The following is a 15200-nucleotide window of genomic DNA, read 5'->3' on the forward strand; positions in this document are numbered from 1 at the left end:
GACCGCGCATTTTTGACGGCTGGCCGAACGTCAGCCGCCTGACGCCTGCCCCCGTTCGGTCTGGCTGGGCGGCGCCTCGGGCCTGCCGAAGTAGAATCCCTGCGCTTCGTCGCAGCCTTCCGCTTCCAGCACGCGCAACTGGTTTTCGGTTTCGACCCCTTCGGCCAGCACCGGGATCTCCAGGCTCCTGCCCAGTGCCAGCACGGCCCGGATGATGGCCCGCGCCTGCGCGCTTTCCTCTGACCGGATGAGGAACGACTTGTCGATCTTGATCCGGTCGAATGGGAACGACTGCAGCGTATCGAGCGAGGAGTACCCGGTGCCGAAATCGTCGATCGCCACCGCCACGCCCATCGCCTTGATCTGGCGCAGGCAGTGTAGGGCACGCAGCTTGTCCGAGATGATGGCGGTTTCGGTGATCTCCAGTTCCAGCCGCCGCGCGGGCAGGCCGGTCTCGATGAGGATGGCGCGAACCATCTCCACCAGATCGGGCTGGAGGAACTGGACCGGTGAAAGGTTGACCGCCACCTTTTCGTCGCCCGGCCACGTCCTCGCTTCCAGGCAGGCCTGCCGCAGCACCCATTCGCCCAGGGCGATGATCTCCCCGGTTTCCTCGGCTATCGGGATGAAGTCGGCGGGCGAGACGAAGCCGCGCGTGGGATGCCGCCAGCGCAGCAGGGCCTCGTATCCGGCCAGTTCACCCGTTCGCAACGATCGCTGCGGCTGGTAGAGCAGGCTCATTTCGCCGCGCCCCACGGCATGGCGCAGGTCGTTGGCGATCTGGCGGCGCTGCCGTGCGGTTTCGTCCATGCCCGGCTCGAAGAAGCAGACCGATTCGCCCAGCGTCGCCTTGGCCCGGTACATCGCCAGATCGGCATTGTTGAGCAGCGTTTGCCGGATGGTGCCGTCCTGCGGGTAGATCGCCACGCCAAGGCTGACGCCCACGGTCAGCGGTTGCCCGTCCTCGGTCACAGTGGCGGTGATCGCCGCGCGGATGCGGGCGATGAAGTCGTTCAGATCGGCCCGGCTGTCATAGCGCAGCGCCGCGGCGAACTCGTCTCCACCCAGCCGTGCTATCGCCTCGCCGGGGCGGCGGGCCGCGGTCAGGCGCTCGGCGATGGTGCGCAGCAGGATGTCGCCCGAAGCGTGGCCGAAGGTGTCGTTCACTTCCTTGAACCGGTCGAGGTCGATGGCGATGACCGCCAGCCGACCTCCGGCGGTGCCGGCCTCGCCGATCATGTCATCCACACCCTGGTAGAAGTTGGCGCGGTTTGGCAGGCCGGTGAGCGCGTCATGCATGGCCATGTGCGCGATCCTGGCCTCTCCCTGACGCTGGGCGGTGATGTCCTCGAACGTGGCGATCCAGCCGCCATCGGGCACGGGCTGCTCCGTGACGGCAAGGATCAGATCCGGCCCGGCCTCAAGCGTCCACGACGGCGTGCCGCCGCATTCGTGCGCCCGCTGCACTGACTGGCGGATCATCGCCAAAGTCTCCCCCCGGCACTGGTCGCCGCGAGAGAAGAACCCTGCCAGAGTCATGGCCTCCAGCGTGCAGCCGGCGCCCCAGTCTGCCTCGGGGATGGACCAGATCCGGTAGAAGGCCCGGTTGGCGAGCACCAGCCGCTCCTGCCCGTCGAACATGCACAGCCCCTGCGTCATGTGCGCCAGCGCGGTATCCAGCTGCTGGCTCTTGCGGGCCAGGGCTTCCTCCGCATTCTTTAGCTGCGTGATGTCACGGGTGATCAACGAAAAGCCTATGTGCGTGCCATCGGGCTCGACAAGCGTTTCCACGGTGCCCGCTGCCCAGAACTCTATGCCGTCGCGGCGGGGGCACTGCCATATGCCCGTGGCGATGCCTTGCGCGGAAGCTTCTTCAAGTGCCTTGCGCGGGCGGCCTGCGGCGCGATCCGGGACGGTGAAGAAATGCTCGAACGACAGGGCGAACGCCTCGTCCTCGGCATAGCCCAGCAAGGCGTGGGCGCCGGCGTTCCACTGCGCCACGCGGCCTTCGCGATCGAGCATGCAGATCGCATAGCCGGACGTGCCGCGCAGCAGGCGCGAATATTGCCTCTCGGTCAGCAGCCGCGCGGTTCGGGCGCGATGTCGGGCCGCAAGCACGGTCACCAGCGCCGCCGTCAGGCAGAACGTCACCACCCCCACGAGGATCAGTTCCGGCAGGTGGTTCGCTGTCAGGTGAGCGAACAGGTCGGACAGGGATCGAATACCGGTTTCAGCCATGCCGATGTCCTAGCGCAGCAGCGTTGATACCCGTTGAGCGTGCTTCTGCGGGTATATACGCGGGCATACCGGGTGACACGACTGCAAATGGCCCGCCGCACCACGGGTGCGACGGGCCAAGCTTTCCTCCCCAGGAAAACGCGTGAGTTGCCTCAGCCGCGAACGGCGCTGCCGAGGCGGTGGTAGAGATTGGAATACTTGGACGAGATCGGATCGTCCTCATGGGCCTTGAGATAGAAGACGACGGCTTCCTGAAGGAGCTTGAAGTCCTCGTTGGAGAGCACCGCGCGCGCGCGGGTCGGTTCTGCGGTCATGGTGGTCATGCTATGTCCTTTCCTTGCTTGCTGTGCGGGTTGGTTCTTCAGGTGGCGAACTGGTTGCCCTAGCCGCTTCAGGCGGCGAACTGGTTCATCGTGTTGTGCGTGCCGCCGGCCTTGAGGGCTGCTTCGCCGGCAAAGTATTCCTTGTGGTCGTCGCCGATGTCGGAGCCGGCCATGTTCTGGTGCTTCACGCAGGCGATCCCCTGACGGATCTCCTCGCGCTGCACGCCCTTCACGTAACCGAGCATCCCGGCCTCGCCGAAGTATTCACGGGCGAGGTTGTCCGTGGACAGCGCCGCGGTGTGGTACGTCGGCAGGGTGATGAGGTGGTGGAAGATGCCCGCCTCGCGCGCCGCGTCCTTCTGGAAGGTGCGGATGCGTTCGTCGGCTTCCGCCGCCAGATCGGTGGCGTCGTAGTCGATGCTCATCAGCCTGGCCCGGTCGTAAGCGGACAGGTCTCGGCCTTCCTGCGCCCACACATCGAACACCTGCTGTCGAAAGTTGAGCGTCCAATTGAAGCTGGGCGAGTTGTTGTAGACCAGCTTGGCATTGGGTATCACCTCGCGGATGCGGCTGACCATCCCGCCGATCTGCCCGATGTGCGGCTTTTCGGTTTCGATCCACAGCAGGTCCGCTCCGTTCTGCAAAGACTGGATGCAGTCCAGCACACAGCGGTCCTCGCCGGTGCCGGGGCGGAACTGGTAGAGGTTGCTGGGCAGCCGCCGGGGCCTCATCAGCTTGCCGTCGCGGGTGATGAGGACGTCGCCGTGGCCGATGGCCGCCGGGTCCACCTCGTCCGCGTCGAGGAAGCTGTTGTACTGGTCGCCGATATCGCCGGCTTCGCGGCTATAGGCGATCTGCTTCGTCAGGCCTGCGCCCAGCGAGTCGGTGCGCGCCACGATCAGCCCTTCATCGACGCCCAGTTCCATGAAGGCGTAGCGCACCGCACGGATCTTCGCGATGAAGTCTTCGTGCGGGACAGTGACCTTGCCGTCCTGATGGCCGCACTGCTTCTCGTCGGAGACCTGGTTCTCGATCTGGATGCAGCAGGCGCCCGCCTCGATGAACTTCCTGGCAAGGAGGTACGTGGCCTCCGCGTTGCCGAAGCCCGCGTCGATATCGGCAATGATCGGCACGATGTGGGTTTCATGCCCGTCGATGGCGTGTTCGATGCGCCTGGCCTCCACTTCGTCGCCGGCGGCGCGCGCCTTGTCGAGGTCGCGGAACAGGCCGCCCAACTCGCGGGCATCGGCCTGGCGCAGGAAGGTGTAGAGTTCCTCGATAAGTGCCGGAACACTGGTCTTCTCATGCATCGACTGGTCCGGCAGGGGGCCGAACTCGCTGCGCAACGCGGCGACCATCCAGCCGGAGAGATAAAGGTATCGGCCCTTGGTCGTGCCGAAGTGCTTCTTGATGGCAATCATCTTCTGCTGGCCGATGAAGCCGTGCCAGCAGCCGAGCGATTGCGTGTAGCGCGCGGGATCGAGATCATAGGCCGCCATGTCCTCGCGCATGATGCGCGCGGTGTAGCGGGCTATGTCGAGGCCGGTGCGGAACCGGTTCTGCAGGCGCATGCGGGCGACCGATTCCGCCTCGATGCCGTTCCAGTGGCCTTCGGTGCCGATTGCCGCGCCGGCTTCGATGATCTTGCTCTGATACGTCACGGTGGGGGATCCTCTTGCGCAGCGATGCTGCTTGCGATGCACATGAGGTAATCTGCAGACCCGGAGCCGGGAACGTGCTGCGAAGTGCGATTGTCGAACTTTACAGATGTTCCTTGTAAAGTTGTCTGGTTATGACAGAGTGGCTTCAGATGGCAGACAACCGCCCCCTTTACCTCGGCCCGCGCCTGCGTCGGCTCCGCCGTGAACTGGGCCTGACGCAGCAGTCGATGGCGGACGATCTGGAAATTTCACCCAGCTACGTGGCCCTTCTGGAACGCAACCAGCGCCCGGTCACGGCCGATATGCTGCTGCGGCTGGCGCGGACGTACCGCATCGACATGGCGGAGATCGCGGGCGATGACGGGGAGGATTACGCAAAGCGCATCGCTGCCGTGCTGCGCGACCCGATCTTTGCCGATATCGACCTGCCCGCGCTGGAAGTGGCGGACCTCGCCACCAGCTTCCCCGGCATTTCCGAAGCGCTGCTGCGCCTGCACCAGGCCTATGTGCGTGACGCGCAGGCGCTGGCTGAACAGCGCGCCGCAGGCCCGTTGGCGCAGGAAAACGAACCCGTGCGCGAAGCGCAGCGCTTCCTCGCCGCCAACCGGAACTACTTCCACGCGCTGGACACCCGCGCCGAAGACCTTGCCGCAGAGATCGACAAGGCGGGCGGCGCGGTGGACTGGCTGGCCGCCAAGGGCGTGCGTGTGCGCTTCCTGCCGCCCGACGTACTGATCGATTCGCTGCGCCGGTTCGATCGGCACAACCAGCAGTTGCTGATTGCCGACACTCTGGATGCCGCCAGCCGCGCTTTCCAAGTAGCCACTCACATCGCCCACACTGCGCTGCGCTCCGAGATCAAGCAGGCGGTCCGCGCCGAAGCATTTTCCAGCCGCACCACGGCAACGCTGCTGCTGCGCGCGCTGGCGGGCTATGCGGCGGCGGCGATCGTCATGCCCTACACCCGCTTTGCCCGCGCGGCAGAGCAGCGGCGCTACGATATCGATGTCCTGTGCGCGCTGTTCGGCACCAGCTTCGAGCAGGTGGCCCATCGGCTGACCACACTGCAGCGGCCCGGAGAGGAGTGCGTCGGCTTCTTCTTCATCCGCGTCGACGAGGCGGGGAACGTGTCCAAACGGCTCGACGGCGCGGGCTTCCCGTTCGCCGCGCATGGCGGCGGCTGTCCCCTGTGGAACGTCCATCAGGTGTTCCGCCGTCCCGGAGAAATCGCCTCGCAATGGCTGGAACTGCCCGGTGGAGAACGCTTCTTCTCCATCGCCCGTACCGTGTCCGGCGCGCGCGGATCGGGTGGCCCGCGCGTGCTGCGCGCCGTGGCCCTGGCCTGCGCGGCAAGCGAGGCGGAGCGGCTGGTCTATTCCGGCAACATGGCAGCCACGCCGGTCACGCCGATCGGCGTCACCTGCCGATTGTGCCAGCGCGCGGAATGTACGGCGCGCTCCGTGCCTCCTATCGGACGCGACGTGCTGGCCGACGACTACCGCCGCGCACCGCAGCCCTATACCTTCAGCGAGACATGAGATGGTGGCGCTCCCGAAGCGGCCACTCCAAGCCGCGCTGGAGCGTGGCTGCGGTGGTCCTGCTGATCCATCTGGGGATTATCGCCGGGTTGATCCGCGCTTTCACCCCTGACGTCGCGGATCGCGTTGTCCGTTCGGCAACCCAAGCCTTCACCATAGACGCGCCGCCGCCTGCTCCCCCGCCGCCCGCGCCGGACCCGCCCGCTGCGGCCCAACCGCGGGCTGCCGACGGAGCACCGGCGGCAAAGGCCACCCCGCGCCCCGCGGCCATTCCCCGAGCGCCGGTCGTGATCGTCACGACGCAGGCTCCTCCGGTTGTCGGGCAGGGCACCCAGAATGCAGCGGGGGCTTCGGCACAGGGTGCCGGTACCGGCGCATTGGGCAGCGGCATGGGAAGCGGTGCAGGAGGAACGGGAACTGGCGCAGGCCGCGGCAGTTCTCCCACGGTGAAGATCGCGGGCAACATCAATTCGGCAAAGGATTATCCGCGCAGGACTCGCGATCTGCGCATCGATGCGTCCGTAACGGTCGAGGTTGCGGTAGGCGCGGATGGCCGACCCACCGCCTGCCGGATTGCCCAGCCCAGTCCCGATGCAGAGGCGGATCGCATCACCTGCCGGCTGGCGATGGATCGGTTTCGGTTCCGTCCCGCAACCGATGCCATGGGAAATCCGACAACCGCCGTCTATCGCTGGCGCCAACGGTGGTTCTATTGAGACAGACCCGAATCCTGCGCCGTTGCAATGCAGCAAAGCGTCTTTATTAGGGTCGACTGCAAGTAACATTCTCTTACGAGCGAAAGCCATTCATGCCCACGATAGTACCTGTCATTCTGTGCGGCGGCAGCGGCACGCGGTTGTGGCCGCGCAGCCGGGCAAGCATGCCCAAGCCGTTTCTTCCGCTGGTAGGGGACAGCACCCTGTTCGAGGCGGCGCTGGCCCGCTGCCCGGGTACTGACGGTTTCGCGCCGCCCGTCGTGGTGACGGGTCACAAGCACCTCGCCCATGTCGAGGCGCAGCTTGGTGCGATCGACGGCGCGCAGGTCATCGTCGAGCCTTCGGCACGCAACACCGCCGCCGCCATCGCGCTTGCCGCGCTGCGCCTGCCTGAAGACGCGGTCATGCTGGTCTGCCCCAGCGACCACCACATCGGTAATGTAGAGGCGTTCGCCGTCGCCGCCCATGCCGCAGCCGCGCTGGCGGAGGACGGCTGGCTGGTCTCCTTCGGGATCGAAGCGACGCGGCCCGAAACCGGCTTCGGCTATCTCAAGCGTGGCGAACCGATCTCGCAGACCGGTTTTCGCACCGCGCAGTTCGTCGAAAAGCCCGATCTGGATCGCGCAAAGGCGTTTCTGGCGGAAGGCATCTATGCGTGGAACGGCGGTATCTTCGCCTTCCGCGTCAAGGACTTCCTTGCCGAACTGACCGCGCACCGCCCGCAAGTGGCGCAGGGCGTGGCCGATGCCGTCGCCAAGGGCTCCGCAGATGGTCAGCGCTTCCACCCGGACGCAGCGACTTTCGCCGAAGTGCCCAGCGTCTCGGTCGACTACGCGGTCATGGAGAACACCACCCGCGCCGCGATGGTGCCTGCCGATATGGACTGGTCGGATATCGGCAACTGGCAAGCCCTGCACGAAGCGCTTCATCGCGACGACGACGGCAATTCCGTGCGCGGGCAGGGGCCAGTTGAACTGGTCGACTGCCGCAATGTCCTGGTGGACAGCGATGGCCCGCGTGTTTCGGTCATCGGCCTTGAAGATGTGATCGTCGTCGTCGATGGCGATGACATCATGATTACCACCGTCGCCGGGGTCCAGAAAGTGGGCAACCTGTCCGGCGCGAAGAACCAGTAAGGCAACCGTCATGACTGCATCGCTCCCGATCCGCCAAGTGGAGAAGCCCTGGGGCGTGGACAATCTTCCTGCGCCGTTCACGGCTCCACGGGGGGAGCGCATCGGCGAGATCTGGTTCGAGCCGCCTGCCGCACTGCCCGAACTTCTGGTGAAGTACATCTTCACCAGCGAAGCGCTGTCGGTGCAGGTCCACCCATCCGACGCGCAGACCGTTGCCAAAGGCATCGGTCGGCAGGGCAAGGAAGAATGCTGGCTGATCCTCGACGCAGAGCCGGATGCGGTCCTGGGCATCGGGTTCGACCACGAGATCGACGCCGAGGCAATGCGCGCCGCAGCTCTGGACGGTTCGATCGAGCAGTTGATGACCTGGCACAAGGTTGCGCCGGGCGATTTCTTCTACATTCCGGCCAACACCGTCCACGCGATCGGCGCGGGGGTCAGCCTGATCGAAGTGCAGCAGAACAGCGATATCACGTATCGGCTGTACGACTATGGCCGCCCGCGCGAACTGCATCTGGATGAAGGCATGGCGGTGTCGCGCGGAGAGACTTACGCGCTGGACCGCTGGCACCGCAATGTCCCGGCGCATGGCTCGCACGTGCTCGTCGATGGGCCGCTGTTCGTGCTGGACCAGGTGGAGGGGACACCGTCCCCCACCGTCGCCGCGCGGTATCCGGGGGCATTGCTGGTGATCCCGCGCGAAGGCAGCGTCACCATCGGCGGCGAAACGATCGCGCCCGGTGGTTGCGGGCTGGCATCCAGCCTGCAGGACGTGCGTTTTGCGGATAACGGCGTGTGCCTGCTGGCGCGGGGCTGTCAAACCGGGGCGTGAAGTTGCATGAACGATGCAATGATCGTCCAGACCATCCAACTTGCCCTGACGCCGGTGTTCGTGCTGGTGGCCATCGGCAATATCCTGAACATCCTGTCTACACGCCTTGGCCGGGTGGTCGATCGTGCACGCACCCTGCAGGAGCGGTACGAAGGTACTCAGGGTCCTGAGCATGACATGATCGTCAGCGAATTGCGCCTAGTGCACAAGCGCATGACGCTGATCACCAAGGCCATTAAGTTCATGGTCTTGTCGGCCCTTGCCATCGGCGTCACCGTGGCGGTGCTGTTCCTGTCGGGGCTGGGCGGGCTGGACTGGCACGCTGCGGCTGCGATGACGTTCCTGGCGGCAATCGTGCTGCTGTTGGTGGCGCTGGTGCTGTTCCTGCGCGAAACGCAGGTCGCCGCCGCTGCGCTGGAGATCCCCAGCGACTATCTGGAACTGCACCGGGAAATCTGATCTCAGGCGGTCTGCGTGTCGTCATCCCCATAACGCGGATCGACATCCCCGCCAGAGCCGCCTTCTTCCTTGCGGATGAAGCTGATCTTGCCTTCCGGCTCCAGGATCGCCCACGCGACCTGCCGCAGGGTGGAGATCCCGGCCAAGCGCATTTCTATGGCCAGTTCTGCGTCGTCGATCCGCTCTTCGTCCAGATTGCCCTTGAGGAGCCGACCGTCACGCACAAGAACCACGGGGCGGCTTTCCAGAACCCGCCGGGCCTTGGGAAAGCGATGGGCAATCAGGCCCATGGCAAAGCTCCATGCCGCGAAGGTGAAGATCGCCAGCATTGCCCCGGTGAGCGAAAAGTCCTGATGCGTCACGCCCTGCTGGATGAGATCCCCGGTGACGATCAGCGATACCAGTTCAAACGGCGCCATCTGTCCCAGCTCGCGCTTGCCCATCAGCCGCAGCAGCACATAGACCACCACGAACATCACAGAGGCGCGGATTACGATCTCCATCAGGCCACCCCGATATCGTTCATGGCAGCACCGTGACTTTGACGGGGATCGCCAGCAGCGAACGTTCGCCATCCGCCACCCGCATAAAACCCGACAGCGTGCGCAGGGCACGGGGCTGGATCTGGCCGTCGAACTTCACACGAAAGCTCTCGCCCGCCTCAACTCTGCCGAAATGGTAGGTGTAGCGCCCGTCCAGCGCCTCGGCGCTTTCGGCGTCGGGTGCCAGGGTGTCGATGCTCATGCCGCGCCACAGCGGTTCGTCCACTGACACGACGAGGTCGGCCACCGTCCGGTTCGGGGTCACATTGAGAACGGTTTCGAACCAGTTTCCGCTGCGCAGAATTGGTTCGTACTCCAGTTTCGCGGTAGCCGCCGGGGCGCGATATTCGGTGACATGGGGCGGACCCCCACCCAGCCAGCCGCTCATCGCGGTGCCCAGCACCAGGGTGAACACGATAACGGCTATCGGGGAGCGCCAGCGCGCCAGACGCGGCACTTCGCAGTGAAGCGGATCGATGCCGTATGGAGCCTGCGAAGACGCGTGTTCGGACATGGACAGGAAATTCGCGCATGCCGCCGATGTTCCCGCGGCCCATTCGGTCGCAGATGCAGAAGCGGGGCGCCTTTCGACGCCCCGTTTCTATTTTCGTCAGCTTCGGATCAGGCCGCCAGCTTGAACGGCTCGATCTCGCCCGACAGGTACAGCTTCTTGGCCTTGGCACGGCTGAGCTTGCCCGAACTGGTGCGTGGCAGGCTCTTGGGCGGCACCAGTTCGACCACGCAGTTCATGCCGGTGATCGAGCGCACCTTGTCGCGGATCAGGTCGCGCAGTTCGAGACGCTTGACCGGATCGGACACGCGGCAGTGGACGAGCACGGCGGGGGCTTCCTCGCCGTTGTCCGTCTCGACCGAGAACGCCGCGATGTCGCCGTGGTTGAAGCCGGGAAGCTGCTCCACCGCCCACTCGATGTCCTGCGGCCAGTGGTTCTTGCCGTTGATGATGATCATGTCCTTGGCGCGACCGACGATGAACAGGTAGCCATCCGTCATGTAGCCCATGTCGCCGGTGTCCAGCCAGCCATCGACCATGCACGCCGCCGTCGCTTCCGGGTCGCGGAAATAGGAATGCATCACTGAAGTGCCACGGCACCAGACCTTGCCGATCTTGTGATCGCCAAGCGGGCCGCCGTCCTCGCCCCGGATTACTACTTCCATGTCCCGCACGGGCTTTCCGCAGTTGACGATGGCGCGGTAGCGGGCAGGGCGGCTGAGGTCGCGCGGGGCGCCGGACAGACGCTCTTCCTCGACCAGTTCGACGCGGATGCCTTCGCCCGGCGGCATGATGGTGACCGCCAGCGTCGCCTCGGCCAGGCCATAGCTGGGCAGGAACGCGCTCGCCTTGAAACCGGCATCGGCAAAGGCGTTGACGAAATTCTGCATCACGTCGGGGCGGATCATGTCGGCGCCGTTGCCGGCAATCCGCCAGCGCGACAGGTCGAAGCGGTCGCTCACCGGGCTCTGGCTGGAAATGCGGCGTGCGCAGATGTCATAGCCGAAGGTGGGCGAATAGGACGCGGTGGTGCCCTGATTGCGGGTGATGAGGTCCAGCCATGCCAACGGACGGCGAGCGAAATCTTCAGTCTTGAGGTAGTCAGCCGAGACCTGGTTCGCGATCAGCGACAGGAAGCAGCCGACAAGGCCCATGTCGTGATACCACGGCAGCCACGACACGCAGCGGTCGGTCGGCTGGAAGTCCATGCCGTGGCTATGCGCGGCAAGGTTGGCGAGCAGCTGGCTGTGCGTAACGGCAACGCCATGCGGAAAGCGCGTGGAGCCGCTGGAATACTGCAGATAGCAGATGTCGTCCGGGCTGGCCTTGGGCAACTCGACAGCCGGAGCGTCCTTCGCAGCAAAATCGGCCCAGGTCGCATGAGCGCAGCCCTGACGTTCGGCGGCGGCGGCGGTCATCGCCGCGATCTCGTCCGGACCGATCAGCAGCACCGGGTCCGAGCTGGAAAGCTGGACGGCCAGCTGTTCGATATAATTGTCCTTGCCGCCGAAGCTGGTGGGCAGCGGCAGCGGCACCGGCCAGGCGCCAGCATAGACCACGCCGCAGAACAGCGCCGCGAAATCGGTGCCGGTCTCGGCGATCAGGGCGATGCGATCGTCCTTCTTCACGCCGCGAGCGATCAGCGCATAGGCAACCTTTTGCGCGTCTGTGCGTAATTCCGAGAAGGGGTATACGCGCGTCAGAGTGCCGCGCGGGTCATGGAAATTGAACCCGCGCCTGCCCTTGGCGGCATAATCCAGGGCGTCGCCGAAAGTGGCGAAATCGGCGAAGATACGCGGCAGCGTGTCTTCGTTAGGGGTGGGGGTAAGTGCCTGCCCCGTATTCGGCACCACTTCGATGGTGTCGGCCATATGTTCTAACCCGTTGTAGTTATACCGTTTCTCTGGCGAGATCGGGGCTTCTAAATGGTCCATCCTGAACCGGACCTAGCTATGTTGCGTCCCGAAGCGGTCTCGCGCAGGCTCCCCAATCCTGCCTGAGTGTGGCACGAATAGGGCAACATGTCGGACAATCGTCGTAATCAGCAGTCACGAGGGCCAGATTCGCGTGGCCCGCAACCCCTGACCCCGAGCCGGCTGGAGGAACTGGCGCTGGCCTATGTCGCGCGTTTCGCTACGACGCAAGCCAGGTTGCGCGGTTATCTGCAGCGCAAGCTGAGGGAACGGGGCTGGGCCGGAGACGAAGAGGGCAGCGAAGATGGGTCGGCGCCGGTGGAGGAACTGGTCGCTCGTTATGCTGACAAGGGCTACGTGGACGATGCGTCCTGGGCACGGATGAAGGCGGGCAGCCTGTTGCGTCGCGGGTACGGCGCGCGCCGCGTGGGCGAAGCTCTTGGGCAGGCGGGCGTCGAAGAGGCGCTGGGGGCAGAGACCCGGCCCGGTATCGGCGAACAGCGGCAGGCCGCGCTGGTTCTGGCGCGGCGGCGGCGGTTCGGCCCGTTCGCGATGCGGACGGCGGTCGATCCAAAAACGCGCGACAAGCAGCTTGCAGCGATGTTGCGTGCCGGGCACCCGCTCGACATCGCACGCCGGATCGTGGAGAGCGAAGATGCCGATGCGCTGGAAGAATGGGTGCGTGATTCGCCCGATGACTCAGGCGCGATGGAATTCGGAGACTATTGAATGCGACTAACCCGTTCCACCATCGCCGTTTCCCTGCTGCTGGCGTTTGCCGCCTGTTCGCAGGGCGGACATGAGGCCACTGCCAAGGCTTCCGCGACGCAGGCAGTCCATCCGGTATCGGGACTGCCGGTGAAGGATCTCAAGGTAAAGTCCGCGAACGGTACCCACGCCTTCAAGGTGGAAGTCGCCTCGACCTTCAAGCAGCAGGAGCAGGGGCTGATGTTCCGCACCGCCATGGGGGCGGACGAAGGAATGATCTTCCCCAACAAGCCGCCCCGCCGCGCGGCCTTCTGGATGCGCAACACGGTGATCCCGCTCGACATCATCTTCATCGGCACTGACCACCGTATTCTCAACATCGCCGCCAATGCGGTGCCTTATGATGAAACCCCCTTGCCTTCCGACGGCGTCACCTCCGGCGTGCTGGAACTCATCGGCGGCCGCGCCGCGCAACTGGGCATCAAGCCGGGCGACAAGGTCAGCTGGTAATAGCGGCGACTGCAGCCTTTGCCCCATCCAGCGTGCGGGGCGTGTCTGGATATGAGAGCAGGGCGCGCTTGTCGTTGTAACATTCGCTGAGGCTGAATAATGCTCCGGCTGCCAAACCCCCATTGCTTCGCTTGAAGAAGGGGTGCCGGGCATCTCAAATCCGGACGACGCTGCATGGGCGACATCATCTCTATTGGCGGCAACTTCCGGGCGTTATCTACGTCGACACACTGTTGGGCGGTTAGATGCCAGCCTTGCCGTTTTGTGTGGCTGCTGCTGCTTGCTCCAAATGGGCATGCGCGCCTTAACGCGCCTCCTTTGCGAGTTCCTTGACCATGGCGTGGACGGCTGAAAGTTGGGTGCCTTCGCGCGTAGGGAAGGTGGCGAACAGGCCCTTCATGCCGCCGTCATAACCCCACCAGTCCCAGCAGCCCATTGGATTGAACGGCGCCGCTGCACTTGGGATTACCTGGGGATAGAGAACGATGATCCGGTTGCTGTCTGCCCATTCGTTGTAGCCGAGCCGCCCATATATCGCGTCTCCCACGCCCGCGACTGCGCCTGCGCCGCGCGCACCCTGCAGGCAGCCATGGAACACCACATGGACGACGCACTTCGACCCGGCAGCATGGCAAGGTGCGGGAACGTAAAGGTAGCCGGTGTCGTCCAGGCTGGACTGCCCGCGTCGAAACGGGCGCTGATCGAACGGTTGCGGGGTACTGGACAAAGCTTTCGCCTTTGGCCGCAGGCGGCGGAAGATGTGCCGCAGGATCGCTTCGGGCTGGTCGTAAATTCTGGTACCGTTGCGACAGCGGCTGATGTAAGGCGGAGCCGTTGGCACTGCGCAATCGTCTCCCAGATCGTCCGACAGAAAAGCGTGTCCTGCCTTGATGGAACGGACATAGAGCAGGTTGCCTTCGCCCTTGATGCGCGTGCGATAGAAGGCATCCAGCGCATTCATCGTCGCGCCGGAAACGACCGAGTCACTCGCGCCGTGGAAAAGATACAGCCGCTGCCGGGCGATCGCCGTTGGTGCGTCGATGAGGTCCATCTCGCGGTACTTGTCCAGCAGCGCGGCAATGCCGGGAGCACTCACGTTCTGCCCCTTCATGCATTCCCCCGCCCGCCGCAAGGCCGAGGGGCCACCAGCCTGAGAAGCGCCGTAAGCAGCGCAGCCATAGGGCCCGCCTGCGACGATCCCGGCCCCGATGGTCGTTTCGGAAAAGGCGACAGCGTACTGGACCGCCATGAACCCGCCGGAGGACAGCCCGGACACCGACGTTCGCTGAACCTCCGCCCCAAGATGCGGCAGCGCGGGGATTTCCGCCGGTGCAGCGGCCAAGGCGGGTCGCACCAGCGCGGCTAGCAGAACTAGAGCGGCAGTGAGCAGGCGGTGCATGCGATTTTCCCCGTATTTTCGTGCGGCCGTACTTGCTCTTGTGCGAGTGAGACTGCCCTAGCCGCGCGGCACTGTCCATATCGTGATGCCTCCATAACGGCTGTCCGCAACATCCATTTTCGTGGTCATTTTCCGGCGGGCCATGCGTGCAAGGCGCTTGCCTTCGTGGGGCGATCGGGGCTAGTGCGCGGCACATGGGAATCCTGTCCAAGATCTTCACCTGGTGGGACGGCGCCACCATCGGCACCTCGCTCTGGAGCTCGCGCAATGGCGAGCATGTCGGCACCGACGCGCAAGGGAACAAGTACTTCCGTTCCAAGAGCGCCAAGGTGAAAACCACCGAGGGATACGAGCGCCGCTGGGTGATCTACGCAGGCGCCAACGATGCCAGCAACGTGCCCTCCGAATGGCACGGCTGGCTGCATCATTCCTATGACGGCGTGCCCGAGAGCCACCTGCCGGCGCCGCGCATCTGGGAAGTGGACTACACCCCCAACGCCACCGGCACTGCAACCGCCTATCGACCGCAGGGCGCCCTGGAACGTGGTGGCCGTCGTGCTGCCGCCACCGGCGACTACGAAGCCTGGTCGCCGGAAGCCTGAGGCTTTAGGTGTGATTCGCGTCCAAGGTCTGGCCCGGGGACTCGCGCTTTCCTTGCTGCCGGCTCTGGCTGCCTGCGGTGGCGAGCCTCCTCCCGATGTGCAGGACACCAGC

15 protein-coding genes are annotated in these 15200 nt (G+C 64.9%); 8 read left to right on the forward strand and 7 right to left on the reverse strand.

The genetic code is table 11. From position 1 onward, the window contains the following. Positions 1 to 30: 30 nt before the first annotated feature. The 3 genes from GGR40_RS11900 to GGR40_RS11910 all read right to left on the reverse strand — a co-directional run bounded on the left by GGR40_RS11900 (position 31) and on the right by GGR40_RS11910 (position 4222). Positions 31 to 2238, reverse strand: a complete 2208-nt coding sequence (locus GGR40_RS11900; protein WP_429276446.1) for a putative bifunctional diguanylate cyclase/phosphodiesterase — start codon at positions 2236 to 2238, stop codon at positions 31 to 33. A gap of 152 nt (positions 2239 to 2390) precedes the next feature. Then, the gene (locus tag GGR40_RS11905; RefSeq protein WP_429276447.1) at positions 2391 to 2561 is read right to left on the reverse strand and encodes a hypothetical protein; all 171 of its coding nucleotides are present in this window, start codon (positions 2559 to 2561) and stop codon (positions 2391 to 2393) included. Between the two features lie 68 nt (positions 2562 to 2629). Then, positions 2630 to 4222 carry an isocitrate lyase gene (locus tag GGR40_RS11910; protein ID WP_429276448.1) on the reverse strand — a complete coding sequence of 531 codons (1593 nt, stop codon included), beginning with the start codon at positions 4220 to 4222 and terminating at the stop codon, positions 2630 to 2632. A 149-nt stretch (positions 4223 to 4371) separates the two neighbouring features. Here GGR40_RS11910 and GGR40_RS11915 point away from each other — a divergent pair, with 149 nt between their 5' ends. From GGR40_RS11915 to GGR40_RS11935, 5 genes are all read left to right on the forward strand, one after another. After that, positions 4372 to 5760, forward strand: a complete 1389-nt coding sequence (locus GGR40_RS11915) for a helix-turn-helix domain-containing protein (RefSeq protein ID WP_429276449.1) — start codon at positions 4372 to 4374, stop codon at positions 5758 to 5760. Then, on the forward strand, positions 5757 to 6476 hold the full coding sequence (locus GGR40_RS11920; RefSeq protein WP_429276450.1) for a TonB family protein: 720 nt from the start codon (positions 5757 to 5759) through the stop codon (positions 6474 to 6476). Before GGR40_RS11915 ends, GGR40_RS11920 begins: the two co-directional genes overlap by 4 nt. A gap of 92 nt (positions 6477 to 6568) precedes the next feature. Next, positions 6569 to 7612, forward strand: coding sequence for a mannose-1-phosphate guanylyltransferase (locus GGR40_RS11925; protein ID WP_429276451.1), 1044 nt, complete (start codon positions 6569 to 6571; stop codon positions 7610 to 7612). 10 nt (positions 7613 to 7622) lie between these two features. After that, on the forward strand, positions 7623 to 8444 hold the full coding sequence (locus tag GGR40_RS11930) for a class I mannose-6-phosphate isomerase (RefSeq protein WP_429276452.1): 822 nt from the start codon (positions 7623 to 7625) through the stop codon (positions 8442 to 8444). A 6-nt stretch (positions 8445 to 8450) separates the two neighbouring features. Beyond that, entirely contained in the window at positions 8451 to 8903 is a 453-nt protein-coding gene (locus GGR40_RS11935; RefSeq protein WP_429276453.1) for a DUF2721 domain-containing protein, read from the forward strand. Between the two features lie 2 nt (positions 8904 to 8905). Here the strand turns inward: GGR40_RS11935 and GGR40_RS11940 are convergent, their stop codons facing one another. The 3 genes from GGR40_RS11940 to GGR40_RS11950 all read right to left on the reverse strand — a co-directional run bounded on the left by GGR40_RS11940 (position 8906) and on the right by GGR40_RS11950 (position 11827). Beyond that, positions 8906 to 9406, reverse strand: coding sequence for a DUF421 domain-containing protein (locus GGR40_RS11940; protein WP_429276454.1), 501 nt, complete (start codon positions 9404 to 9406; stop codon positions 8906 to 8908). Between the two features lie 19 nt (positions 9407 to 9425). Further along, positions 9426 to 9959 carry a hypothetical protein gene (locus GGR40_RS11945; protein ID WP_429276455.1) on the reverse strand — a complete coding sequence of 178 codons (534 nt, stop codon included), beginning with the start codon at positions 9957 to 9959 and terminating at the stop codon, positions 9426 to 9428. A gap of 107 nt (positions 9960 to 10066) precedes the next feature. After that, positions 10067 to 11827: a fatty acyl-AMP ligase gene (locus GGR40_RS11950; protein WP_429276456.1), complete on the reverse strand. Its 1761-nt coding sequence runs from the start codon at positions 11825 to 11827 to the stop codon at positions 10067 to 10069. A gap of 150 nt (positions 11828 to 11977) precedes the next feature. On the opposite strand from GGR40_RS11950, the gene GGR40_RS11955 reads away from it, so the two are divergent. Both GGR40_RS11955 and GGR40_RS11960 read left to right on the forward strand, forming a co-directional pair. Continuing rightward, positions 11978 to 12598, forward strand: a complete 621-nt coding sequence (locus GGR40_RS11955) for a regulatory protein RecX (protein WP_429276457.1) — start codon at positions 11978 to 11980, stop codon at positions 12596 to 12598. Then, positions 12599 to 13087, forward strand: a complete 489-nt coding sequence (locus GGR40_RS11960; RefSeq protein WP_429276458.1) for a DUF192 domain-containing protein — start codon at positions 12599 to 12601, stop codon at positions 13085 to 13087. Between the two features lie 304 nt (positions 13088 to 13391). Here the strand turns inward: GGR40_RS11960 and GGR40_RS11965 are convergent, their stop codons facing one another. After that, positions 13392 to 14486 (reverse strand): extracellular catalytic domain type 2 short-chain-length polyhydroxyalkanoate depolymerase, encoded by a 1095-nt coding sequence (locus GGR40_RS11965; protein ID WP_429276459.1) that lies wholly within the window; start codon positions 14484 to 14486, stop codon positions 13392 to 13394. Positions 14487 to 14680: 194 nt separating this feature from the next. Between GGR40_RS11965 and GGR40_RS11970 the strand changes: the two genes are divergently transcribed. Next, the gene (locus tag GGR40_RS11970; protein ID WP_429276460.1) at positions 14681 to 15088 is read left to right on the forward strand and encodes an NADH:ubiquinone oxidoreductase subunit NDUFA12; all 408 of its coding nucleotides are present in this window, start codon (positions 14681 to 14683) and stop codon (positions 15086 to 15088) included. Positions 15089 to 15200 lie beyond the last annotated feature (112 nt).

The organism is Novosphingobium gossypii (assembly GCF_050433305.1).
GTDB classification, from domain to species: Bacteria; Pseudomonadota; Alphaproteobacteria; order Sphingomonadales; family Sphingomonadaceae; genus Novosphingobium; species Novosphingobium gossypii.